A 22172-nucleotide genomic window follows, 5' to 3' on the forward strand; every position below is an offset into this window, starting at 1 on the left:
GGCGATCGCGTCGGCGTCGATCAGCGCCTCGCGGAACGACAGCGGCGCGGTCACGACTCGGCCACCACGAACGCGCAGGCGACGCCGGCGTCGTGCGTCATCGAGAGGTGGATCCGCGCGATTCCCCGCGCATCCGCCGCCGCCCGCGCCGCCCCGTGGAGGGCGAAGGACGGTTCCCGTGCTCGTCGCGCTCGACGACCATGTCGTGCCAGCGCGCCCCGGCCGAGTCCCCCAGCGCCTTGATGAGCGCCTCCTTCGCCGCGAAGCGCCCGGCGAGGGAGGCGACGGGGAGATCGCGTTCGCTCGGGGCGAACAGGCGATCGCGGAGGCGCGGCGTGCGGTCGATCGCCCGCGCGAAGCGGGCGAGGTCCACGACGTCCACGCCGATCCCCACGATCACGACGGGGTCACTCGACCGTGACCGACTTGGCGAGGTTGCGCGGCTGGTCGACGTCCAAGCCCTTCGCGGTCGCGAGCTCCATCGCGAACATCTGCAGCGGGGTGACCGCGAGCAGCGGCTCGAACAGCGGGTCGGCGAGCGGGATCGGCACGACCTCGTCGGCGATCTGGATCGCCGCGGTGTCGCCCTGCTCCGCGATCGCGATGACGCGGGCGCCGCGCGCCTTGATCTCCTGGATGTTCGAGATCACCTTGCGCTGCAGCTCGTACGACTCGCTCGGGCTCGGCACGATCACGAAGACGACCTGGCCGGGCTCGATCAGCGCGATCGGACCGTGCTTGAGCTCGCCGGCGGCGAAGCCCTCGGCGTGGATGTACGCCAGCTCCTTGAGCTTGAGCGCGCCCTCGAGGGCGACCGGGTAGCCGACGTGGCGGCCGAGGAAGAGCACGGCGCGGGTGTCGGCCATCCAGCCGGCCAGCTGCGCGATGTCGTCGGAGGCGTCGAGGACCTTCGACAGCTTCTCGGGGATCGCCTGGAGCTCGGCGGCCTGCGAGGCGATGACCTCGGCGGAGGAGGCCCCCCGCACGGTGGCGAGGTGCAGTCCGAAGAGGTAGAGAGCCGCGATCTGCGCGACGAAGGCCTTGGTCGAGGCGACCGCCACCTCCGGGCCCGCGTGCGTGTAGAGCACCGCGTCGGACTCGCGGGATCGTCGCGCCCTGCGTGTTGCAGACCGAGAGCGTCTTCGCGCCGTGCTCCCGGGCGTACTTGACCGCCATCAGGGTGTCCATCGTCTCGCCGGACTGGCTGATCGAGACCACGAGCGTGCGCGGGCTGAGGACCGGGTCGCGGTAGCGGAACTCGTGGCTCAGCTCGACCTCGACGAGGACCCGCGCCCACTTCTCGATCGCGTACTTGGCGACCATGCCCGAGTAGGCGGCGGTGCCGCAGCCGATGATCGTGATCCGGTCGATGTCCGTGAGGATCGGGTCCAGGCCCTCGAGCTCGGGGAGCGTGACGACGCCCTCGTGGATGCGTCCGCGGAGCGTGTTGGCGACGGCCTCGGGACCCTCGGTGATCTCCTTCGCCATGAAGCTCGACCAGCCGCCCTTCTCGGAGGCGGACGCGTCCCAGGCGATCTCGAACGGCTCGGTCTCGACGGGCTCGCCGAAGAAGTCGGTGACGGTGACGAGATCGGGGGTGATCGTGACGATCTGGTCCTGCCCGATCGCGACCGCGCGACGGGTGAACTCGACGAACGCCGCGACGTCCGAGCCGAGGAAGTTCTCGCCGTCGCCCAGGCCGATCACGAGCGGGGAGTTGCGGCGGGCGCCGACCACGACACCCGGCTGGTCCTGGTGCAGGGCGAGGAGCGTGAAGGCGCCCTCGAGCCGCGCGACGATCGCCTGGAAGGAGAGCACGAGGTCGCCGGTGCGGCGGTACTCGCGGGCGATGAGGTGCGCGGCGACCTCGGTGTCGGTCTCGCTCTCGAAGACGACGCCCTCGGCGGCGAGCTCCTCCTTGAGCGGCTGGAAGTTCTCGATGATGCCGTTGTGGATGACGGCCAGCTTGCCGTCGTCCGCGAGGTGCGGGTGGGCGTTGCGATCGGTCGGCCCGCCGTGGGTCGCCCACCGGGTGTGCCCGATGCCGGTCGTGCCCTGCGCCAGCGGGTTCGCCTCGAGGTCGTCGACCAGGACGCTGAGCTTGCCGGAGCGCTTGCGGCTGTCGACCACCCCGTCCGCGTCGATGACGGCCACTCCCGCGGAGTCGTACCCGCGGTACTCCAGACGCTTCAGGCCCCCGAGCAGCACGGCCAGGCTGTCACGCGCGCCGACGTATCCCACGATTCCACACATGGGCTCGATCCTAACCGCGCCGGAGGTCCCGATCGCCGCGACGGGGCCGCTGCGCCGTCGGCCGCTAGGATCGGTGCCTATGCCGTCGTCAGCTCGCGAACCCGGCCGCGAGGCGCAGCCCTCCCCGTTCGTCGAGATCGTCCGCTCCGACTGGGGCCGAGCTGGCCCGGTCCACGGAGCTCCCGCTGACCGAGACCGAGGTCGTGCAGCTGCGCGGGCTGGGCGATCGGCTGAGCCTCACCGAGGTGGAGGTGACCTGCCGCTCTCCCGTCTGCTCGCGCTGTACGCCGCCGGCTCCCGTCATCTGCACCGGCGACGAGCACGTTCCTCGGCGAGCGGGCGCAGCCCCACCCTTCGTGATCGGAGTCGCCGGCTCGGTGGCGGTGGGCAAGTCCACGATCGCGCGGCTCCTGCGCGAGCTGCTCGCCCGCTGGGCGGACACTCCCCGCGTCGAGCTGGTCACCACCGACGGCTTCCTGCTGCCCAACGCCGAGCTCGAGCGGCGCGGGCTGATGAGCCGCAAGGGCTTCCCCGAGTCCTACGACCGCCGCGCTCTGCTCCGCTTCGTGTCGGAGGTGAAGGGCGGAGCCGCCGAAGTGCGCGCACCCTTCTACTCGCATCCTCGTACGACATCGTCCCGGACGCGGAGATCGTGGTGCGCCGGCCCGACGTGCTCATCGTCGAGGGGCTGAACGTGCTGCAGCCGCCCGTTCCCGGGCACGGCCTCGCCGTCAGCGACCTCTTCGACTTCACCGTGTACGTCGATGCGCGCACGGGCGACATCGCCCGCTGGTACGAGGAGCGCTTCCTCGCGCTGCAGCAGGGAGCGTTCGCCAATCCGAACTCCTACTTCCACCGCTACTCGACCCTCACGCCGGACGAGGCCCGCGAGCGCGCCCGCAGCATCTGGGACGCGATCAACGAGCCGAACCTCGTGCAGAACGTGCGCCCCACGCGCAGCCGCGCACGGCCTGGTCCTGCGCAAGCAGTCGGACCACGCGGTGTCGTCGGTGCTCCTCCGCAAGATCTGAGCGTCGGGGAACCGCGCGGCGTCGACTTGTCTCGAGCAGGCGGGACTCCGCTCGCAGGAGGGACGCCGCCCCTCCCTCGCTGATCGAGCAGCCCGCGTCTCGAGATCCCCCGGACGCGCGCTCCCTAGGAGCGCAGCCGCTCCAGCACCACATCGGCGAGCGACTGCGCGAGGCGGTCGGCCGTCTCCTGCGTCGTCGCCTCGACCATGACGCGCACCATCGGCTCGGTCCCGGAGGGGCGGAGCAGGACGCGACCGCCCGTGCCGAGCTCGGCGGACGCGTCCGCGACCGCGGCCGCGATGACCTCGTCGTCGTGCACGCCCTCGCGGTCGACGCCGCGGACGTTCACGAGGGTCTGCGGGAACACCTTCATCACCGAGGCCAGCTCGGCGATGCCTTCCAGAGCGCGCCATCTCGGCCGCGAGCTGCAGGCCGGTGAGGACACCGTCGCCGGTCGTCGCGAAGCGGCTCATGATGACGTGGCCCGACTGCTCGCCGCCGAGGGAGTAGCCTCCGTCGTTCATCGCCTCGAGCACGTAGCGGTCGCCCACTCCGGTCTCGATGACGCGGATGCCGGCGTCGGCCATCGCGATCTTGAGGCCCAGGTTGCTCATGACGGTGGCGACCAGGACGTTGTCCCGGAGCACGCCGCGCAGGCCATCGACGTCGCGAGGATCGCCATGATCTGGTCGCCGTCGATGACGCGCCCGGTGGCGTCCACGGCCAGGCAGCGGTCGGCGTCGCCGTCGTGCGCGATGCCCAGGTCCGCTCCGGCCGCGAGGACCGCCTCGGCGACGTGGTCGAGGTGCGTCGAGCCGACGCCGTCGTTGATGTTCAGGCCGTCGGGATCGTTGCCGATCACGGTGACGGTGGCGCCCGCGTCGGTGAAGACCTCGGGCGAGATGCCGGCCGCCGCGCCGTGCGCGCAGTCGATGACGACGTGCAGGCCGTCGAGCCGGGTGCTGCCGAGCGACCCGAGCAGGTGGACCACGTAGCGGTCCTCCGCGTCGGAGAAACGGCGGATCCGGCCGACGTCGGGGCGGTGGGCGTGAGCGCGGGGACGCCGAGAGCCGCTTCGATGCGGTTCTCGAGCTCGTCGGGCAGCTTGCGCCCGCCCGCGGCGAAGAACTTGATGCCGTTGTCGGCGGCCGGGTTGTGCGACGCCGAGATCATCACGCCGAAGTCGGCCTGCTCGTCGGCGATCAGGTACGCGGTCGCGGGCGTGGGGATGACGCCGGCGTCGAGGACGTCGACTCCGGCGCTGGCGAGTCCGGCGGCGACAGCGGCGCCGATGAACTGGCCGGAGATTCTGGGGTCGCGGGCGAGCACCGCGAGGGGGCGTCGACCCTCCGCCCGGGCGGCCGCACCGAGTACACGGGCGGCCGCCTGCGGCGAGGCCGAGCCAGGTCGGCCGTGACCTCGCGATTCGCGAGGCCACGGACGCCGTCGGTTCCGAACAGGCGCGTCATAGTGCGCAGTCCACTTCTCCAGCTACTGGTCGCGCGGCCCGAGGGCCGCACCGACTAGCGCCCGAGAACTGCGACGCCTTGCGGGCCTTCTTGAGACCGGCCTTCTTGCGCTCGATGACGCGGGCGTCGCGCGTGAGGAAGCCGGCCTTCTTGAGGATGGCGCGGTTGTTCTCGCGGTCGATCTCGTTGAGCGCACGGGCGATGGCGAGGCGCAGCGCGCCGGCCTGGCCGGAGGGCCGCCGCCGGTGATCTTCGCGACGACGTCGTAGGAGCCGACGAGGTCGAGCACCTTGAACGGGTCGGTGATCAGCTGCTGGTGCAGCTTGTTGGGGAAGTACTCCGCGAACTCGCGGGCGTTGACGGTCAGGCTGCCGGAGCCCGGGACCAGGCGCACGCGGGCGATGGCCTGCTTGCGACGGCCCACGGCTGCGCCGGAGACGTTGAGGACGGCGCGGGGCGTCGAGGACGCCTCGGTGGCCGGGCTTTCGGTGGAGTAGCTCTCGGGAGCCACGTCGATCTGGTCTGCGATCTTCGCCACGGTGTAGGTGATCCTTTGTCTTCGAAGTCTGGGGGTGTCGGGGAGGGCCGGAGCCTACTGGGCGACCTGGGTGAAGGCGTACGCCTTGGGCTGCTGCGCCGCGTGAGGGTGCTCGGTGCCCGTGTAGACCTTCAGCTTGCGCAGCTGCGCACGGCCGAGGGAGTTCTTGGGGAGCATTCCGCGGATGGCCTTCTCGACGGCGCGGACCGGGTTCTTCTCCGAGGGGCTCGGCGTACGTGGTGGCCGAAGGCCTCCCGGGTAGCCGGGTGGCGGTAGGCCTTCTTCTGGAGGAGCTTCTGGCCGGTCAGGGCGACCTTCTCCGCGTTGACGATGATGACGAAGTCGCCCATGTCCATGTGCGGCGCGAAGGTGGCCTTGTGCTTGCCGCGCAGGAGCGCCGCGGCGTGGGTGGCGAGGCGGCCGAGCACGACGTCGGACGCGTCGATGACGATCCAGTCGTGCTGGACGCTCAGCCGGCTTCGGAGAAAAAGTGCGAGTCACGTGAGTGCTGCTTCTGGTCGGGTGAGGTGTTCGTGAATCCCGCTCGTGGCCGTTCGACCCGCGAGGGGCCGAACCGATCCGGTGGAGGGCTCAACTTCGGGCGCTCGGCGCACGGCCGAGCACCAAGGGTCGACATTACAGCAAAGATGCCGTCGGCGATAGCGACGACACCGTCAGCGATGGCGACGACGCCGGTCGGCGGCCCTCGCGGGACGGGAACAGCCGCTCACTCCGTCCCGCCGAGTGCGGCGAGCACGTCCTCGGCGAGCGTCTCGGCCGCGTCCTGCGCGCCCACCGATGACCGGAGGACACGAGCCGGTCCCCCGCGAGCACCGTGAACGTGGACGCCGGGTCCAGCGCCGGGTCGCCGGGCTGGAAGAAGGCCGCCTCGCCCAGGTCGCTGCCCACGGCGCCGACGGCCGACGCCTGCCGCGCGGTCGCGTCCGCGAGGGTCGCTCCCGTGGCGGACTGGAGCAGCAGCGCAGTGGGATTGCCGGCCATCGACCACGCGCAGGCCCGAGCTGCTCGGAGGGCGTCGCGAACTCCTCCGGGAGATCCAGGATCGACTCGATCGTCTCGACCGGCAGCACCTGCGCGCAGTCCAGCGTCTCGGCGGTGAGCGTCGGTGCCGCGGGGGCGGCCGGGTCGGTCGTCGCGGGCGTCGTGCCGGCGGCGGGGTCTGCGTCGCGATGGCGGGCTGCGCCTGCTCCGGGATGTCGACCGTCGTGCCCGAGCAGCCGGCGAGTGCGAGCGCGAGCACGGCAGCGCCGACGAGGGAGGCGGGCGTGGAGCGGATCATGACGGGTCTCCGCGAGGGGCTCGGCGACCGGCAGGTGCGGCGCACGCGCGTCTGGGTGGCGCGCTCGGCGAGCGAGGAGTCCTCGGGATAGTCGACCTCGCGCAGGATGAGCCCGCGGGCCGGCATCACCGCGAACGCGTTGGTTCTGGCCGCGTCGTCGCGGAGCCCTCGACGTCCTCCGCGGCGAGCCGCCCGTGCCCCACTGCGACGCAGGCCCCCACGAGCGCGCGCACCATGCTGTGGCAGAAGGCGTCGGCCCGAGGTGCGCGTGCAGGACGCCGTCGGAGTCGCGCTCCCAGTCGAAGTCGAGCAGCGTCCGGATCGTGGTCGCGCCCACCCTCGCCCGGCAGAAGGACGCGTAGTCGTGCAGGCCCAGCAGCGACTGCGCCGCCCGGTTCATCGCCTCCTCGTCGACCGACTCCGTGATCCACGTCGTGTACGCCCTCTCGAGCGGGTGGCGCAGCGACGAGGCGTCCGCCAGGCCGGTACTCATGGCGTCGCCACCGGGCGGAGAAGCGGGCGTCGAACCCTTCGGGCGCTCGCGAGACGCGGTGCACGCTGAGGTCCGAGTACTGCCCGAGGATCCCGCGCAGCCGCCGCTCCAGCACCGCCTCCTGCGGCAGCGTCCCCTCGCCCGCTCGGCGACCACCGCTGAGCCGGATCCACTGCTCCTCGCTGAGGTCGGCGTGCGCGACCTGCGCGCTGGCGTGCACGCCGACGTCCGTGCGGCCCGCCACCGTGACCGTCGTGCGCTCGGGCGTGCGCAGCACCTTCGACAGCGCGTCCTCGAGCACCCCCGCACCGTGCGGAGTCCGGGCTGGAGAGCCCAGCCCGGAAGTGGGAGCCGTCGTGGGCCAGGTCGAGGCGGACGCGGTGAAGCACCCGTCGAGTCTAGATCGACGCACCGGGCCTCTCCGGCCGATCGGATCCGGCCTAGAGGCGCACGCCGGCAGCGGCGAGGACGGTCTCCGCCCAGTCGAGCGCTGTGGCGGAGTCCCGGAGGTGCGAGACGATGCGCACTTCGTAGCCGCCGGCCTGGATCGCCAGCTCGCCGGGCTGCGACGCCCCGGCGTCGCGGTCGACGCGGTAGCCGGCGTCGCCCAGGGGCACCGGCGTCGCACCGACGGCCTCCCCCGCACCGACGAAGGTCTCGAGCAGGCGCGCCGGCGCGAGGGTCACCTCGAGCGCGGAGGTTGCCCGCGACCAGGTAGGTGCAGCGTCGGCCGTCGCCGACCAGCGCGACCGATCCGCTCGGCAGCCCCGTGCTCTCCTCGATCCGCGAGGCGGGCAGGACGGTCGCGCAGTCCAGGACCGGCTGCGCGGCGGCGGTCGGCTCGGCGGGCACCGGCGTCGGCGTGATCACCGCGGTCGCTCCGGACTGCTCCGGGATCTCGACCACCGGCACGGACGAGCAGCCCGCGAGGACGACGACGAGGGAGAGGACCAGGACGGCCGGTCGTCGGGAGCGCAGACGCACGACTCCCCTTCCGCAGGCTCACCGGGGCGGCGGCCCCGGCCGGCACCGGGCGGCGCGGTCGCGCGATGCAGCGCGATGACGCCATCGTAGGCGACGTTACGCGCCACCGGAGTGTCGCCGACCGCCCTCCCGGAACGACGAGAGCCCCCCGTCCCGGAGGACGGAGGGCTCTCGACGGTCGCGCGGGACCGCCTGGTCTCGCTGGTCTCCTCGACCGGGGCGTCCTCGACGGGAGCGTCCCTGGACGGCGGCGTCCTCGGACGGCGCGTCCTGGTTGCGTCGGTCTCCTCGACGGGGGCGTCCGCGACGTGGAGCCGACGCCGGCGCCGCCGCGGCGCAGGACTTCTCTCGCCTTCGGGGTCACGGGCTCGAGGACGAGCTCGACGACCGCCATGGGGGCGTTGTCGCGCCCTTGCGGGGACCGATCTTGGTGATGCGGGTGTAGCCGCCCTCGCGCTCGGCGACGAGCGGAGCGATCTCGGTGAAGGCTGCACGACGGACTTGTCGCCGATGGTCGCGAGGACGACGACGGGCGTGCAGGCGCTTGGCGGGCATTGACGAGGCGCTCGGCGAGCGGACGCAGGCTGGCCTTGAGGACCCGGTCGTCTTGATGCTCTTGTGCGTGAACAGGGCCGCGGCCAGGTTCGCCAGCATCAGACGCTCGTGTGGGACCGCCTCCGAGGCGGGAGCCCTTGGTGGGCTTGGGCATGGGTTTACTCCAGTACTAAGGGGGTGTCCCGGCAGGGTCGGTCATGAAGAGCGCCAGGCTCGGAGCGGAGACCTAGATGCTCGTCGTCGTAGCTGTAGAAGTGGGCGCCGTCGAACCCGGGGACCGAGTCCTTGAGCGACAGGCCGAGCTCCGTCAGCTTCTCCTTGACCTCATCCACCGACTTCTGACCGAAGTTGCGGATGTTCATGAGCTGCGTCTCCGAGAGGGCGACGAGCTCGTTGACGTTGTTGATGCCCTCGCGCTTGGGCAGTTGTAGCTGCGCACCGAGGTCGAGGTCCTCGATGGGCATCGACAGCTCGGTCGAGAGGACGTCGACCGGCGCGAGACGTCTCGATGCCTCTGCCGCGTTGTTCAGCTCGCGGGCGAGGTCGAACAGCTCGGTCAGCGTGCGACCGGCGGAGGCGATGGCGTCGCGCGGCGTGATCGCGGCCTTCGATCTCGTCGACGACCAGGCGGTCGAAGTCGGTGCGCTCGCCGGCACGGGTGGCCTCGACGCGGTAGGTGACCTTCAGCACGGGCGAGTAGATCGAGTCGACCGGGATCTGGCGGCCTCCAGGCTCGCTGCGGTTCTGGGTCGCCGACACGTAGCCGCGGCCGCGCTCGATGGTGACTCCAGCTCGAACTTCGCCCTTGTCGTTCAGCGTGGCGATGACGAGCTCCGGGTTGTGGATCTCGGCACCGGCCGGAGCCGAGATGTCGGCGGCGGTGACCTGACCGGCGCCCTGCTTGCCCAGGTAGGCGGTGATCAGCTCGTCGTGCTCCGAGGAGACGACCAGGCCCTTGATGTTCAGGATGATCTCGGTGACGTCCTCGCGGACGCCGGGACCGTCGTGAACTCGTGCAGGACTCCGTCGATCCGGATGCTGGTGACAGCGGCGCCCGGGATGGAGGACAGCAGGGTGCGACGCAGCGAGTTGCCGAGCGTGTAGCCGAAGCCGGGCTCGGGGGCTCGATGACGAAGCCGGGAACGGAACTCCGAGATGTTCTCCTCGGTGAGCGTCGGACGCTGTGCGATAAGCACTGTTGATTCCTTTCGATCACGTGTCCGCTATATGACACGTGCGTTTGCGAGGTATGAAATTTATGAAAGAAATGCGCGATCCGCCGGTCGGCCGGCGCCCGCCGCGGAGGAGGGCGGGGCACGCGGCCGATGACGGCTGCGAGTGCTGGTGCTAGACGCGGCGGCGCTTGTGAGCGGCACCCGTTGTGCGCCTGCGAGGTGACGTCGTTGATCGAGCCGACCTCGAGGCCTGCGGCCTGGAGGAGCGGATCGCCGTCTCGCGACCCGAGCGGGCCTTCTACCTGAAGACGTCGACCTTCTTCATGCCGTGCTCCTGAGCCTGGCGCGCGGCCGACTCGGCGGCGAGCTGGGCAGCGAACGGCGTCGACTTGCGCGAGCCCTTGAAGCCGACTCCACCGGACGAGGCCCAGCTGATGACGGCCCCGGAGGGCCGGTGATCAACGATGGTGTTGTTGAACGTCGACTTGATGTGGGCTGGCCCACTGCGATGTTCTTCTTCTCCTTGCGGCGCGGCTTACGAGCGGCCGACTTGGGGGTAGCCAATGTAGCCCATCTCCTCTAGGTCCGTGTCGCCCGCGTTACTTGCGGCCGGCCTTCTTCTTGCCGGCGACGGTGCCCTTGGAGTCCTTGCGGGTGCGCGCGTTCGTCTTGGTGCGCTGTCCACGGACCAGGAGGCCGCGGCTTGGTGACGAAGCCCTCGTAGGAGCCGATCTCGACCTTGCGGCGGATGTCGGCGGCGACCTCGCGGCAGAGGGTCTGCTCCACCTTGTAGTTGCCCTCGATGTAGTCGCGGAGCGCGACAGGCTGGTCGTCGCTGAGGTCCTTGACTCGGATGTTGCCGTCGATCCCGGTGTCGCTGAGGTCGCGAGCGCTGGCGCGGCCGACACCGTAGATGTAGGTCAGTGCGACCTCCACGCGCTTCTCGCGCGGGATGTCGCTCCTGCCAGACGTGCCATTGGCTTCTCCTGTTGAGTGAGTGGAGGTGTGATGCAACGCCGGTGCCCCGGCCTCCACCGGGGGCTCCTTGATTCGTCCCCGCCGGGGCGGGGATGCGCGAGTGGTGACGTTGCGGTTCTGTGTTCTGTTGTGGGGCGGCGGACCGCCCCGGCGCTCCCCTGCCGGGAGCAGCGGTCGGGACTAGCCCTGGCGCTGCTTGTGGCGGGGGTTGCTGCTGCAGATGACCATCACGTTGCCGTGGCGGCGGATGATCTTGCAGTGGTCGCGAATGCGCTTGACGCTGGGTTGACCTTCATGGTTCTGTTCCTTGATTTCGCTGGCGTCGTGCTCCCGGCGGATGCCCGACCGTTCCACCCACAGGACACGCACGTCGCGAACGGAGCGGGGCGAACGCCTACTTGTAGCGGTAGACGATCCGGCCGCGGGTCAGGTCGTAAGGGCTCAGCTCGATCACGCGGTCCTCGGGGAGGATGCGGATGTAGTGCTGACGCATCTTGCCCGAGATGTGGGCGAAAACTTTGTGTCCGTTGGTCAGCTCCACGCGGAACATCGCGTTGGGGAGCGCCTCGACAACCGCACCTTCGATTTCGATGACACCGTCTTTTTTGGCCATAGCCTCACTGTCGTTGAGTAGTGTGTGTACTGGTCGTGCGAATGTTTCCGCGATCCTCCCCCGAGCCGAGTACCCGGGATGCGATGCGGGCGTACCGGAGCACGCGCAAAACGCAAGGGTCGATGCTGCGTTCGGCCCGCTCCGCCACCTCGGGCGTGTCGCACGAGCGGCCGGACAGGACGCGCCTCCGCCGATCGGCCCCTCGCCGCCGCCTAGGCTGGCTCCCAGGCCCGGAGTCGGGCCGACGGAGGAGTGCCGATGGCGCGCACGAAGGCTGGACCGCGACGGGCGGCGCTGGTACTCGCATCCGCTCGTCACGGTGCTGGTCGCGATCGTCGTCATCGCCTCGATGCAGACCTTCTTCGTGAAGGTGTACACCGTGCCTACCGGGTCGATGGAGAGCACCCTGCAGGGCGGCGGCTTCTTCGGCGACCGGATCACTGTCGACCGCACCGCGGCACTGCAGGGCGAGCCGGGGACGGGGCGCATCGTCTTCTCGCGCGACGAGGCGTGGGGGCCACCGACACGGTCGGGAACCCGCTCTCGGAGGCCGTGAAGTACTTCGGCGACGTGACCAGCATCGGCCCCAGCCACGAGGAGTTCCTCGTGAAGCGCGTCATCGCGTCGGCCGGTCAGACGGTCTCGTGCTGCGACGCCGAGGGGCGGGTGCTCGTCGACGGGCAGCCGCTCGACGAGGACTACGTCTTCGAGGACTTCCCGTTCGACGCCGGGTCGCTCGACTGCTCGACGACGCCCGCCTCGACCCGGTGCTTCCAGGAGTACACGGTGCGGGAGGGCACGCTCTTCGTCCTCGGCGACCACCGCTCGAACTCGAACGACTCGCTCAGGCTCTGCCGCGGCGCGGTCGGACCAGGCCGACGCCTGCGTCAAGACGGTGCCCGTCGAGCGCGTGGTGGGCCGAGTCTTCGCCGTCGCCTGGCCGCTGACCCGCTGGAGGCTGTTCTGACCTCGCCGGGGAAGCATAGCGGACAGGGACCGTTCGGGTCCCGTCCGTCAGTGAAGGCGATGCTGCCTGCCGCTGAGCGCGACCTCGACGAGCTGCGGGAACAGCGGGTGCTCGGGAGCGAGCCCGGTCACGTCCGGGCCGACTCCTCCGGCGAGAGCGCGGCGAGCTTCTCGCGCAGCTCGACGCTCTGCAGGTCCTCCGGCACGTCCAGCGCGGCGCCGACGGCGGCCAGGAGTCCCGACGGGGTGCGACCCCGCTCGGCGAGCTTTCCGCGGGGCCGATGAAGCGCTCGTGGCGCGACAACTGCCGAGGGCTGACGGCCGACCCGGTCGACCGTGTCGGTCAGGTACGGGTTGCCGAAGCGCTTCGGGGTCTTCACCGAGTAGGCCTGCTGCTCCTCGTCGCTGAAGCCGTGCTTCGCCACGATGAGCGCCTTGGTGTCCTCGGGCGCCGCCACCGCGTCGTGCCTCGGGATCGCCAGAGCGTCCGAGCTTGTGCGCGCCGGCCGCGAAGCCGACGTAGGCCGCCGTCGCGTGGCCGGTGTTCACCGTGAAGAGCTTGCGCTCGATGAAGGGCTCCAGGTCGTCGACGTAGGTCGCGCCCGGCAGCTCCGGCTCGCCGCCCTCGAAGGAGGTGCGGCTGGATGACCCACTCGAAGAAGCTCTCGACGGTGACGTCCAGACCCTGCCCCCGGCTCCTGGTTCGGCACGATGCGGTCCACCGCGGTGTCGGCGAAGACCGCACGGGAGCGCAGCGTCTCCCGCTCGTCCGCGCCGAGGTTCGCGGCGACCTCGGTCTGCAGCAGACGGGTCGCGTTGATCGCGTTCTCGCAGGCCATCACGCTGGTGACCGGGCCGCGGACTCGTCCTGGGCCGCGAAGGCCCTTCGCGATCACGGGAGCGACGAAGCGGAGGATGTTGGGGCCGGAAACCGCCAGTCGTGACGATGTCGGCCGTCGCGATCTCGCGGATCATGTGGCCTCCTCGCGTCGGCGGCCGAGTTCGCCAGGCGCGGAAGCGGTCGACCACGTGCGTGACCGACTCCTCCCCCACCTCGTGCACCTCGTAGCTGTCGGCGGCGGCCAGCCGGTCGATCAGCGCGGCGTTGATGCCGTCGGCGAAGACGATCTCGTAGCCGGCTCCGTGCAGGATCAGCCCGACGAAGCCGCGGCCGATGTTGCCGGCGCCGAAGCGGACGGCCTTGGGCATCAGGAGAGTTGACCTCCCCGAGGAGCCCGTAGAGCGCCTGCGCGTCGGGGGCGTCGAGGAGCTTCTGCACCTCGTCCTCCTCCGAGAAGATGATGGCGATCTTCGAGAGGATCTCCGAGGTGCTCGTTGTTCACGCCGGCGATGCCGGCGACGAAGCGCACCTCGTTGCCGTCCCAGTCGATCGGCTGCGCGTAGCAGGACGAACGACAGCGCGGAGGAGCGGATCTCGTCCTTCGCGTCGTTGGTGCCGTGCGGGATCGCGAGCAGGCTGCCCATGTAGGTGGAGACGGTCGCCTCGCGGGCGAGCATCGCCTCGTGGTAGGCGGGGTCACCGCGCCGACTCCCACGAGCATGTCGGCGGCCTCCTTGATGGCCGCCTCCTTCGTGGTGGCGGTGCCGGAGGCGTTGATCTGTCCGATGGTGAGCACTTCGCTCATGGCTTCCAGTCCTTCCGATGGTGGGAACAGGCGAGGGAGCCCGCAGGGGCGAGCGGAGCGTGTCCTGCCTCGTCGCACCCTACGGGCTCCCTCGTCGTGCTTACTGGATGGTCGCGGGCTACTGGCCGTGCTGTTCGCGGACGAGCGAGACGGACCTCGTCGTACTTCGGGCCGTTCATGCGAAGTTGTCGACGGAGACGTGGATCGCGCCGGGCGTGCGCTGGCGAGCGCGCTCGGTGAGCTCGGCCTGGGTGATGACCAGGTCGACGTCGTCTTCGAGGGCCGCGATCGCCTTGTTGGTGACCGTGACGTCCTCGAAGCCCGCCTTCTTCATCTTGTTGCGCAGGACGGAGGCGCCCATGGCGGACGATCCCATCCCGGCGTCGCAGAGCGAACACGATGTTCCGGACACCGGGTCGCGGTCGCGGCGGCACCGGCGACGGAGGCGCCGCTGGAGTCCTGCGGGGTGTTGGCTCCGCCGGCGTTGATGAGCGAGCCGACGGCGCTGTCGCCGCTGCCCTTGTTGGCCTGGTTCGCGGCGACGGCGGCGGCGAGCTTGTCGTCGCCCTCCTGCGCTGCGGCGAGGTCGCTCTTGCGGCCGGCGCGGATGATCACCAGGCGGCCGCAGGCGAACGAGACGGCGGCGGCGAGGCGGACGACCGACAGGATGACTCCGATGAAGCTGTCGTTCGCGGTCTGCAGGAGCACCGCGATGATCGAGCCGGGCGAGGCCGGGGCGCGCAGGCCCGAGTTGAAGGCGACGTTCGTGGCGACACCGGTCGCGCCACCGAAGGGGATGACGGCGGCGAGGAGGGCCGGCTTCATCAGCACGTAGGGGAAGTAGATCTCGTGGATGCCGCCGATGAAGTGGACAATGACCGCGGCACCGGGAGCGGAGGCGCGGGCGGCGCCGACTCCGAAGATCGCGAAAGCGAGGAGCACGCCCAGGCCGGGGCCGGGGTTCGCCTCGAGGAGGAAGCGGAGCAGCGACTTGCCGGTCTCCTCCGCCTGCTGCACGCCGAGCGGGGTGAGCACGCCGTGGTTGATCGCGTTGTTGAGGAACAGGATCTTGGCGGGCTCGATGAAGAGGGCTCGTCAGCGGGAGCAGGCCCGCGCCGACCAGCCACTCGACTCCGGCGCCCGGAGACGGCCGAGAGGCCCACGACGAGCGGGGCGACGCCGGCGAACGCGACGAGCGCCAGCAGGAGGCCGAGGATGCCGGCCGAGAAGTTGTTGACGAGCATCTCGAAGCCGGGCTTGATCTTGCCGTCCCAGATCGCGTCGACCTTCTTCATGAGCCACGCCGAGAGCGGGCCCATGATCATCGCGCCGATGAACATCGGGATGCCGGCGCCGACGATGAGCGCCCATGGTCGCGATGGTGCCGACGACGCCGCCTCGGGCGCCGTAGACCAGTGCGGCCACCACGGTGTTCGCGATGAGCAGCGGGAGGAGGTAGGTGGATCATCGGGCCGACGAGGCCGGTGTTCACGAGGTCGGGGTCGCTGCTCCAGCCGCCGAACTGCTGGACCCAGGTGGCGTCGACGCCGAGCAGCGGCAGCCACCCGGTCTCGATGAAGAGGGCGGTGGATGAAGCCCCAGGCGATGAAGGCCGCGATGTTCGGCATGACCATCCCCGAGAGGAAGGTGCCGAAACGCTGAGACGTGGACGCGCGCTCCACCGCGCGCGTCGACGTCGCTGGACGTCGTTGTCATGTGGTGTTCTCCGATTCTCGGTGCGGGATCCGACTGTTCCTGAGCGGACGGATCCCGCGTAGGGCGAGGTCGTGATGAGGGGTGGTGCACGGGGGTCTGACGGGGTGGTGCGTGACGGCGGCCCGGAGGGCGCGAGGGGCCCAGGAGGGCAGCGATCGCCTCGGTGACGGCGGAGCGCGCGGCGCTGTCCGCTCGCGAGCGCGAGCTCCGCGAATCGCTTCGCATCCTCGAGGGAGTGCTCGGCCAGCTCGGCGCGCACGTCGGCGAGAGCCGAGGGCGACGCATCGAGAGGCTCGTCGCGCCGAGGCCCACGAGGACCACGGCGAGCAGGGGGTCGGCGGCGGCCTCGCCGCAGATGCCGACGGGCTTGCCCAGCGCCGCGCTCCGCGCGGCCGACCTGCGCCGACGAGGCGGAGGACGGCCGGGTGCCACGGGTCCTGGTACGCGGACACGGTGCCGAGCATCCGGTCCGCCGCCAGCGTGTACTGGGTCAGGTCGTTGGTGCCGATGGAGGCGAAGTCCGCGACTCCGAGGATCCGGTCGGCGAGCAGGGCCGAGGAGGGCACTTCGACCATGACGCCCGCGGTGCGGATGCCGAGCTCGCGAGCCATCGTCGTGAAGTAGCGGGTCTCGTCGACGGTCGCGACCATCGGCGCCGCGGACGCAGAGCGTCGGCGTCGGTCGCGGCGTCGGCCTGGGCGAGGGCGGTGAGCTGGTCGCGGAGGATCTGCTCGCTGGCGCGCAGAGCGCGGAGTCCGCGCAGCCCCAGGGCGGGGTGCCTTCCTCGTGGTCGTCGTTGAGGAAGCTCAGCGGCTTGTCGGCACCGGCGTCGAGCGCCTCGGTCGACGACCTTCTTCCCCGGGAACGCGGCGAGCAGAGCGCGCAGCACTGCTCCGCCTGCTCGGCGACGGTCGGCGCGGTCTTCTCGCGTCGAGGAAGAGAGAACTCGGTCCGGAACAGGCCCACCGCCCTCCCGCCTCCCAGCTCGATCGCCGCGCCCTGCGCGCCCGTCGGCCGAGCCGAGGTTCGGCGAGCAGCGGGACGGCGTGGCCGTCGGCGAGGGCGCCCGGCGACGACGGGGAAGCGGCGAGGCGCTCGGCGCGCTCGGTGATCGCAGCCTTCGCCTGCGATGATCTCGACGTCCGACGGATTCACGGTCACGACGCCGGTGGTGGCGTCGGGGAATGCGCAGCTGGCCGTCGCGCAGGTCGAGGGCACCGGTGGTGCCGACGATCGCGGTGATCGACTTCTCGCGGGCGAGGATCGCGGTGTGCGAGGTCGAGACCGCCGTCGCTGGTGACGAGGCCGAGGACCTTGTCGAGGTCCAGCAGCGCGGTGTCGGCCGGCGCGTAGGTCGCGGGCGACCAGCACGAACGGCTCGTCCGACTCGGGTACGCCCGGTGCGGCCACGCCGGCGCAGGCGCTGGCACGACGCTGCGGCGGAGACGTCGGCGTCGAGGTCGGTCCGCGCGCGCTCGGCCATGTACCCGCCCATCGCGACGAGGAGGTCGCGGAACCCGGCGAACGCCTCGCGCACCGCCCGCTCGGCCGTCTTGCCGTTCGCGATGCGCGCCTTTGACGTCGTCGTGGAGGAGCGGCGGGATCCTCCGCCATCAGCGCCTGCGCGTCGAGGACGTCCTTCGCGGAGCCGCCCGGCGCGCTCCCCGCGGTGGCGGATCGTCGCGGCCGTCGCCGACAGGGACAGACACGGCGCGCTCCTCCTCCTGCACGGGAGTGCAGCGTGCTCGCCACGTCCTCGGGCTCGGGGAGCGGCTCGGGCATGCGCAGGACGGGCCCGAGGGCGAGCCCGCGGCCGACTCCGGTGCCCTGGAGCTTCGCAGAGGCGTAGGCGGTCGAAGGAGTGGACAGCGTCATGAGTGCTCGGTTCCTGTCGTGCTCTCGTCGGTGAGAGAGCGGGGGTGATCGAGTGGGGTGCGGGGAGGAGCGTCGGGGTAGCGAGTCAGGAGGGGTGAGAAGCGACCCATTGAGGGTCGCCGTCGCCTTCAGCGTCTTCCGCAGCTGCCGGCGCCGTGCGCGCCGGGGCGCGCCCTGCGTGACGCGCAGCGTCACCGCGTCGTGGTCGGTGGTCAGGAACTCCGCCAGCTCGTCGAGCACGGCCTGCTCGTTGTCGCCCTCGACGGTGAGGGTGAGGTCGTCTCCGTGCTCGATGCCGAGCGAGATGATGCCGAGGATCGACGCGGCGTTGACCGCGGTGGCGTCGCCCTTCTTGACGAGGACCTTCTGGCCCGACTTCTCGCCGCGGCCTGGCTGAAGAGCGAGGCGGGGCGGGCGGAGGCCCTTCGACGATGCGACCTGAACAGTGCGCTCGACCATGAACGTTTCTCCTGGATCTGCAGCCGGGGCTGCGTCGGCGGTGCCTGCTCCGGGCTCGGCGCCCGGTGCTGGTCGTCCGGAGGATCCCCGTCCGCTCCTGCGACGACCGCGCGAGCGGCGAAGAGGACGGGCAGGGTGTCGAGCACGGTGTCGGCACCGTGCACTCCGAAGACGTCGTGCGGGAGGAGGGCGGCCGCGACTCCGACCGCCTCCGCCTGGTGGCGGAGTCCGTCGAACTGCGACCCCGAGATGCGGCCCGACCGAGGACGTCGGCCTCCGGGGAGTCCGCGAGACCGGCGAGGGTCTCGGAGCGGAACGAGGCGTCCACGCCCCGCTCCTTCGCACCCGCCCGCAGGCGGTGCGCCAGGAACGTGCTCGACGCCCCTGCACCGCAGACGATCAGGATCTTCCGCATACGATCGCCTCCTCGCGCCCGTGTCGTCCTTCAGTGAAGCACCCTCCCGCGCGGGCGGGGCTGCCGCAGGCAATCTTCCGCAGGGCCGGAAGAGCGCTTCCACGCCGACGGCGCGGGGATTTCCCGGCCCGACTGGGAGATGGTTGACTGCGAGGACCGACGATCGCCGACCTCGCGACGAGCGGCCCGCGGCGGGGCGCACGCTCTCCGCGGGATCCCCCTTCGCGCCTGGAGCCCCTGGATGCCTGACAACCGCGAACGCCTGCTGGAGTACCTCTCCCGCGCGGACGGGTGGGTGACCGCGCACGAGCTCGCCGATCGGCTCGGAGTGACCACCCGGAGCGTGCGCAGCTACGTCACCGCGATCAAGACGCAGGCCGCGCCGCTCGAGCCCGTCGAGTCCTCGCCAACGGCTACCGGCTGGCCCGCGACGCCTACGCCGCGTTCCTCGACGCCCAGCGCAGCCGCTACGTCGAACCGGACACCCCCGCGATCGTCTGTACGGACTCGTCCGGCGGCTGGTCGACTCCGACGACGGACTCGACGTCGTCGCCCTCGCCGAGGACCTCGCGGTGAGCGAGTCGACGGTGGAGGCGGACCTGAGGCGCGTGAAGTCCTCGCCGACGAGGCGGGTCTCTCCCTCGCCCGCCTCAGCGCGACCGTCCGGCTCGAGGGCAGCGAGGAGGCGAGACGCCGCCTGATCTCGCGCATGTTCCGGGACGAGAGCGCCCAGGGCGTCTTCACCCTCGACGACGTGCAGCGGGAGTTCGCCTCCCCCGGTCTCGGGGCGTTCAAGACCGAGCTGCTGGGCGCCCTCGAGGAGCGCGGCTACTACATCAACGACTACGGCGTGAACAGCGTCCTGCTGCACATCGCCATCGCCGTCGACCGCGTCTCGCGCGGCATCGGGGACTCGTCGGCGGGGCACCCCTCCCCGCTCTGCACGGCGAGCTCGCCGCACTGCTCGCCGAGCTGGTCGAGCGCCACTACGCGACGCGGCTCACGGACGCCGAGCTGGCCCAGCTCGCGATCCTGATGACCACCCGCGTCGCGACTCCCGGGCAGAACGAGCCGGTCGCCGCCGTCGTCGAGAACTACGTCGATCCCGAGGACCTCGCGTGGTCCGGGAGCTGGTCGCCGAGGTGAACCGCGAGTACCTGGTGGACCTCGACGACGAGGGCTTCATCGTGCGCCTCGCCCTGCACGTCCGGAATCTCATCGCCCGGGCGTCCGAGGGCGGCTACTCCCGCAATCCGCTCACCCGCTCCATCAAGACCAGCTTCCCGATGACGTACGAGATCGCGGTCTTCCTCGCCTCGGGACTCCAGCGCCGCCGCGGCATCCTCGTGAACGAGGACGAGATCGCGTACATCGCCCTGCACGTGGGCTCGTTCCTCGAGCGTGTCTCGCGCCGCGAGGAGCGGCTGTCCTGCGTCATCGTCTGCCCCAACTACTACGACCTCGCGCACATGCTCAGGCTCCGGGTCGAGCGCTCACTCGGCACCGAGGTCGAGGTCCGCTCGCTGATCACCCGGAGCGACGTCGACTGGGACCGCCTGACCGCCGATCTGGTGATCACCACGATCGACGAGCGGCCGTACGCCGACGACGTGGTCAAGTCGCGCAGCCGTTCCTCACCGATCACGACGTCGACTCCGTCCGTCGAGCGATCGCCCGGGTCCGCCGGCACCGGCGCCGCGCGCAGATCAAGGACGAGCTGCTGCAGTTCTTCGACGAGTCGCTCTTCTTCCGCAACCTCCACGCGCGCGACGAGTCCGCCATGATCCGCCTCCTGGGCGAGCGGATGATCGCGCAGGGCATCATCGACGACGATTACGTCGCCGGCGCGATCGAACGCGAGCGGATGAGCTCCACGGCCTTCACCGACAATCTCGCCGTGCCGCACGCCATGGCGATGAGCGCGCGGCGCACCTCGATCGCGATCGTCGTGAACGACGTGCCGATGGAGTGGGGCGAGCAGCGGGTGAACGTCATCGCGATGATCGCGTTCGCGTCGGCGGGCCGCAGCACCTTCCAGTCGGTCTTCGACCAGTTCGTGGAGGTCTTCTCGGAGCGCGCGGAGGTGCAGCGGCTGATCCGCCGCTCCACCGACTTCGGCGCCTTCATCGAGGAGCTGGTGAGGGTGTTCGACAGCTAACTGTCGGACACCCTCACCAGCTCCTCCCAGGCGGCAGCCGGGCGGTCCAGTGGACCGCCCCGCCGCGGAAGACCGCGATCCGTGACGGCGACCCTCAACGGGTCGCATCCGCATCCCCCGGTGTTGCAGGCGGAGAAAGGTCTCGATACGCCGCCCCGCGGCTATCCGACCAGCAGGAGGCGCGACAGATCCTCCCCGCTCTGCTCCACGCGATCGGCGTCGGCACGATCCCGTACGGTGCGAGCGCCGCCGCTCGATGCGTCTCTGCGGGGCTGCTCGACCAGCAAGGGGACCGCCGTCGCGTCTGCTCCTCCGGTCCGAGCCGTCGTGCTGTCTGCAACCGAGGTCGGGACGGCCCGCGGGTTCCGTTCGAGTCGCCCGCGCGGCTCCTGACCTCGGTTGCGAACGGCTCGGCCCGCAGAACCAAGGCTGACTGAGGAGATCCGAGCGGGAATCACCGGATCGCGTCGTGGAGCGCCTTGCGTAGAGGCCCACCGGGAGTGGTGGGTCTCTGAGGAGAGAGTCCCCTCGTACGCGTGGCGACCGGGTCGGCAGCAGCCGACTTCTCCCTCACCGCTGAGACGCGAAGCCGCTTCGCCGCTCGGCACGCCGCTGCGCGGCTGCTCGATGAGCGGATCGAGGCCACACTCGCGCCTAATTCACGCGATCGGCGTCGGCGCGATCCCGTACGGCGCGAGGCCCGCCGCTCCCCGTCGGCGAGCGTCGTCACCCGGATGCCGTCGCGGTGCACCGCGACGGAGTGCCTCCCAGTGCGCGGACATGCTGCCGTCGACGGTCGCGACCGTCCACTCGTCCTCGCGCACGACGGTCTCGGCGCTGCCGGCCGTCACCATCGGCTCGATCGCGACGACGAGCCCGGGCTTCACCTCGGGTCCGCGCTGGCGCACCCGGTAGTTGAAGACGGGCGGCGCCTCGTGCATCGAGCGGCCGATGCCGTGGCCGATGTAGTCGGTCAGGATCCCGTAGACGCGGCCCGACTTCTCGGCCTCGTCCTCGATGTACTCCTCGATCGCCGCACCGATCTCGTTGAGGTGCCGGGCGGAGGCGAGGGCGGCGATGCCGCGCCAGAGCGAGCCCTCGGTCACGCGCGACAGCTCGGCCCGCGCCGCGACCTCCTCCGGGCGGGAGGGTCCGGCAGCACGAGGGTCATCGCGGAGTCGCCGTTCCAGCCGTCGATCTCGGCGCCGCTGTCGATCGAGACGATGTCACCCGCGGCGAGGACGCGCCCACCGGGGATCCCGTGCACGACCTCGTCGTTCACCGACGCGCAGACCGTGTGCCGGTAGCCGGGCACCAGCTTGAAGTTCGAGTGCCCGCCGCGCTCGATGATCGCGGCCTCCGCGATCGCGTCCAGCTCGAGCGTGGTGACGCCCGGACGGATCGCGGCGCGCACGGCATCGAGCGAGGCGGCCGTCGCGAGCCCCGGGGCCAGCATCGACCGCAGCTGCGCGGGCGTCTTGTAGAGGGAGGAGCGGAACCCCACGGCGTCAGGCGGCCGACGGGTCGTCGACCAGCCGACTCACCCGG

General features: G+C 70.9%; 13 protein-coding genes and 17 pseudogenes. 6 read left to right on the forward strand and 24 right to left on the reverse strand.

Annotation, left to right across the window (positions count from 1 at the left end):
- Window positions 1-50: 50 nt before the first annotated feature.
- Window positions 51-400: pseudogene (locus tag AC0CII_RS08975) on the reverse strand (holo-ACP synthase).
- A gap of 7 nt (window positions 401-407) precedes the next feature.
- Window positions 408-2253 (reverse strand): annotated as a pseudogene (glmS, locus tag AC0CII_RS08980) (glutamine--fructose-6-phosphate transaminase (isomerizing)).
- Between the two features lie 79 nt (window positions 2254-2332).
- On the opposite strand from glmS, the pseudogene coaA reads away from it, so the two are divergent.
- Window positions 2333-3284 (forward strand): annotated as a pseudogene (coaA, locus tag AC0CII_RS08985) (type I pantothenate kinase).
- 124 nt (window positions 3285-3408) lie between these two features.
- Here the strand turns inward: coaA and glmM are convergent.
- From glmM to infA, 14 genes and pseudogenes are all read right to left on the reverse strand, one after another.
- Window positions 3409-4753, reverse strand: a pseudogene (glmM, locus tag AC0CII_RS08990) (phosphoglucosamine mutase).
- Window positions 4754-4815: 62 nt separating this feature from the next.
- Window positions 4816-5291: pseudogene (gene rpsI / locus AC0CII_RS08995) on the reverse strand (30S ribosomal protein S9); the annotation flags it as partial.
- Between the two features lie 54 nt (window positions 5292-5345).
- Window positions 5346-5792: pseudogene (gene rplM / locus AC0CII_RS09000) on the reverse strand (50S ribosomal protein L13).
- Between the two features lie 832 nt (window positions 5793-6624).
- Window positions 6625-7473: pseudogene (locus tag AC0CII_RS09005) on the reverse strand (tRNA pseudouridine synthase A); the annotation flags it as partial.
- A 51-nt stretch (window positions 7474-7524) separates the two neighbouring features.
- Window positions 7525-7770: a hypothetical protein gene (locus AC0CII_RS09010; RefSeq protein ID WP_465229203.1), complete on the reverse strand. Its 246-nt coding sequence runs from the start codon at window positions 7768-7770 to the stop codon at window positions 7525-7527.
- Window positions 7767-8090, reverse strand: a complete 324-nt coding sequence (locus tag AC0CII_RS09015) for a hypothetical protein (protein ID WP_465229204.1) — start codon at window positions 8088-8090, stop codon at window positions 7767-7769. Before AC0CII_RS09015 ends, AC0CII_RS09010 begins: the two co-directional genes overlap by 4 nt.
- Window positions 8091-8428: 338 nt before the next feature.
- The gene (locus tag AC0CII_RS09020) at window positions 8429-8722 is read right to left on the reverse strand and encodes a L17 family ribosomal protein (RefSeq protein ID WP_465229205.1); all 294 of its coding nucleotides are present in this window, start codon (window positions 8720-8722) and stop codon (window positions 8429-8431) included.
- Window positions 8723-8781: 59 nt separating this feature from the next.
- The gene (locus AC0CII_RS09025; RefSeq protein WP_465229206.1) at window positions 8782-9279 is read right to left on the reverse strand and encodes a DNA-directed RNA polymerase subunit alpha C-terminal domain-containing protein; all 498 of its coding nucleotides are present in this window, start codon (window positions 9277-9279) and stop codon (window positions 8782-8784) included.
- A gap of 97 nt (window positions 9280-9376) precedes the next feature.
- Window positions 9377-9595: pseudogene (locus AC0CII_RS09030) on the reverse strand (DNA-directed RNA polymerase subunit alpha); the annotation flags it as partial.
- Window positions 9586-9819: a hypothetical protein gene (locus tag AC0CII_RS09035; protein WP_465229207.1), complete on the reverse strand. Its 234-nt coding sequence runs from the start codon at window positions 9817-9819 to the stop codon at window positions 9586-9588. The pseudogene AC0CII_RS09030 and the gene AC0CII_RS09035, both read right to left, overlap by 10 nt.
- Before the next feature lie 151 nt (window positions 9820-9970).
- Window positions 9971-10362, reverse strand: a pseudogene (gene rpsK, locus AC0CII_RS09040) (30S ribosomal protein S11).
- A gap of 35 nt (window positions 10363-10397) precedes the next feature.
- A pseudogene (gene rpsM, locus AC0CII_RS09045) lies at window positions 10398-10775 on the reverse strand (30S ribosomal protein S13).
- Window positions 10776-10956: 181 nt separating this feature from the next.
- Window positions 10957-11088 (reverse strand): 50S ribosomal protein L36, encoded by a 132-nt coding sequence (rpmJ, locus tag AC0CII_RS09050; protein ID WP_465229287.1) that lies wholly within the window; start codon window positions 11086-11088, stop codon window positions 10957-10959.
- A gap of 82 nt (window positions 11089-11170) precedes the next feature.
- The gene (gene infA, locus AC0CII_RS09055) at window positions 11171-11389 is read right to left on the reverse strand and encodes a translation initiation factor IF-1 (protein ID WP_465229208.1); all 219 of its coding nucleotides are present in this window, start codon (window positions 11387-11389) and stop codon (window positions 11171-11173) included.
- A gap of 319 nt (window positions 11390-11708) precedes the next feature.
- On the opposite strand from infA, the gene AC0CII_RS09060 reads away from it, so the two are divergent.
- Entirely contained in the window at window positions 11709-11945 is a 237-nt protein-coding gene (locus tag AC0CII_RS09060; RefSeq protein ID WP_465229209.1) for a S26 family signal peptidase, read from the forward strand.
- A gap of 50 nt (window positions 11946-11995) precedes the next feature.
- Window positions 11996-12172 (forward strand): annotated as a pseudogene (locus AC0CII_RS09065) (signal peptidase I); the annotation flags it as partial.
- A 231-nt stretch (window positions 12173-12403) separates the two neighbouring features.
- Here AC0CII_RS09065 and AC0CII_RS09070 read toward each other — a convergent pair.
- The 7 genes and pseudogenes from AC0CII_RS09070 to AC0CII_RS09100 all read right to left on the reverse strand — a co-directional run.
- A pseudogene (locus tag AC0CII_RS09070) lies at window positions 12404-13564 on the reverse strand (mannitol-1-phosphate 5-dehydrogenase).
- 7 nt (window positions 13565-13571) lie between these two features.
- Window positions 13572-14001 (reverse strand): annotated as a pseudogene (locus AC0CII_RS09075) (PTS sugar transporter subunit IIA); the annotation flags it as partial.
- A 118-nt stretch (window positions 14002-14119) separates the two neighbouring features.
- Window positions 14120-15717, reverse strand: a pseudogene (locus AC0CII_RS09080) (PTS mannitol transporter subunit IICB).
- Entirely contained in the window at window positions 15714-16292 is a 579-nt protein-coding gene (locus AC0CII_RS09085; protein WP_465229288.1) for a putative PEP-binding protein, read from the reverse strand. The pseudogene AC0CII_RS09080 and the gene AC0CII_RS09085 overlap by 4 nt, the downstream one beginning before the upstream one ends.
- Window positions 16208-17212, reverse strand: a complete 1005-nt coding sequence (locus AC0CII_RS09090; RefSeq protein ID WP_465229289.1) for a PEP-utilizing enzyme — start codon at window positions 17210-17212, stop codon at window positions 16208-16210. Before AC0CII_RS09090 ends, AC0CII_RS09085 begins: the two co-directional genes overlap by 85 nt.
- A gap of 602 nt (window positions 17213-17814) precedes the next feature.
- Window positions 17815-18051 (reverse strand): annotated as a pseudogene (locus AC0CII_RS09095) (HPr family phosphocarrier protein); the annotation flags it as partial.
- 277 nt (window positions 18052-18328) lie between these two features.
- Window positions 18329-18466, reverse strand: a pseudogene (locus AC0CII_RS09100) (PTS sugar transporter subunit IIB); the annotation flags it as partial.
- A 241-nt stretch (window positions 18467-18707) separates the two neighbouring features.
- Between AC0CII_RS09100 and AC0CII_RS09105 the strand changes: the two are divergent.
- The 3 genes from AC0CII_RS09105 (at window position 18708) to AC0CII_RS09115 (ending at window position 20624) form a co-directional block, all read left to right on the forward strand.
- A complete protein-coding gene (locus tag AC0CII_RS09105; protein WP_465229210.1) occupies window positions 18708-19502 on the forward strand; it encodes an HTH domain-containing protein in 795 nt (264 codons plus the stop codon).
- 82 nt (window positions 19503-19584) lie between these two features.
- Entirely contained in the window at window positions 19585-20250 is a 666-nt protein-coding gene (locus AC0CII_RS09110; protein WP_465229211.1) for a BglG family transcription antiterminator, read from the forward strand.
- Window positions 20247-20624 carry a PTS sugar transporter subunit IIA gene (locus AC0CII_RS09115; protein ID WP_465229212.1) on the forward strand — a complete coding sequence of 126 codons (378 nt, stop codon included), beginning with the start codon at window positions 20247-20249 and terminating at the stop codon, window positions 20622-20624. Before AC0CII_RS09110 ends, AC0CII_RS09115 begins: the two co-directional genes overlap by 4 nt.
- A gap of 659 nt (window positions 20625-21283) precedes the next feature.
- Here AC0CII_RS09115 and map read toward each other — a convergent pair.
- Window positions 21284-22080 (reverse strand): annotated as a pseudogene (map, locus tag AC0CII_RS09120) (type I methionyl aminopeptidase).
- Between the last annotated feature and the right edge of the window lie 92 nt (window positions 22081-22172).

The organism is Rathayibacter sp. AC182, from assembly GCF_979253875.1.

Coding starts and splice junctions, on each gene's coding strand:
- AC0CII_RS09105 (WP_465229210.1), top strand. CDS start 18,708: ATGCCTGACAACCGCGAACGCCTGCTGGAGTACCTCTCCCGCGCGGAC.
- AC0CII_RS09085 (WP_465229288.1), bottom strand. CDS start 16,292: ATGGTCGAAGTGCCCTCCTCGGCCCTGCTCGCCGACCGGATCCTCGGA.
- AC0CII_RS09115 (WP_465229212.1), top strand. CDS start 20,247: ATGATCCGCCTCCTGGGCGAGCGGATGATCGCGCAGGGCATCATCGAC.
- AC0CII_RS09090 (WP_465229289.1), bottom strand. CDS start 17,212: ATGGGCGGGTACATGGCCGAGCGCGCGCGGACCGACCTCGACGCCGAC.
- infA (WP_465229208.1), bottom strand. CDS start 11,389: ATGGCCAAAAAAGACGGTGTCATCGAAATCGAAGGTGCGGTTGTCGAG.
- AC0CII_RS09020 (WP_465229205.1), bottom strand. CDS start 8,722: ATGCTGGCGAACCTGGCCGCGGCCCTGTTCACGCACAAGAGCATCAAG.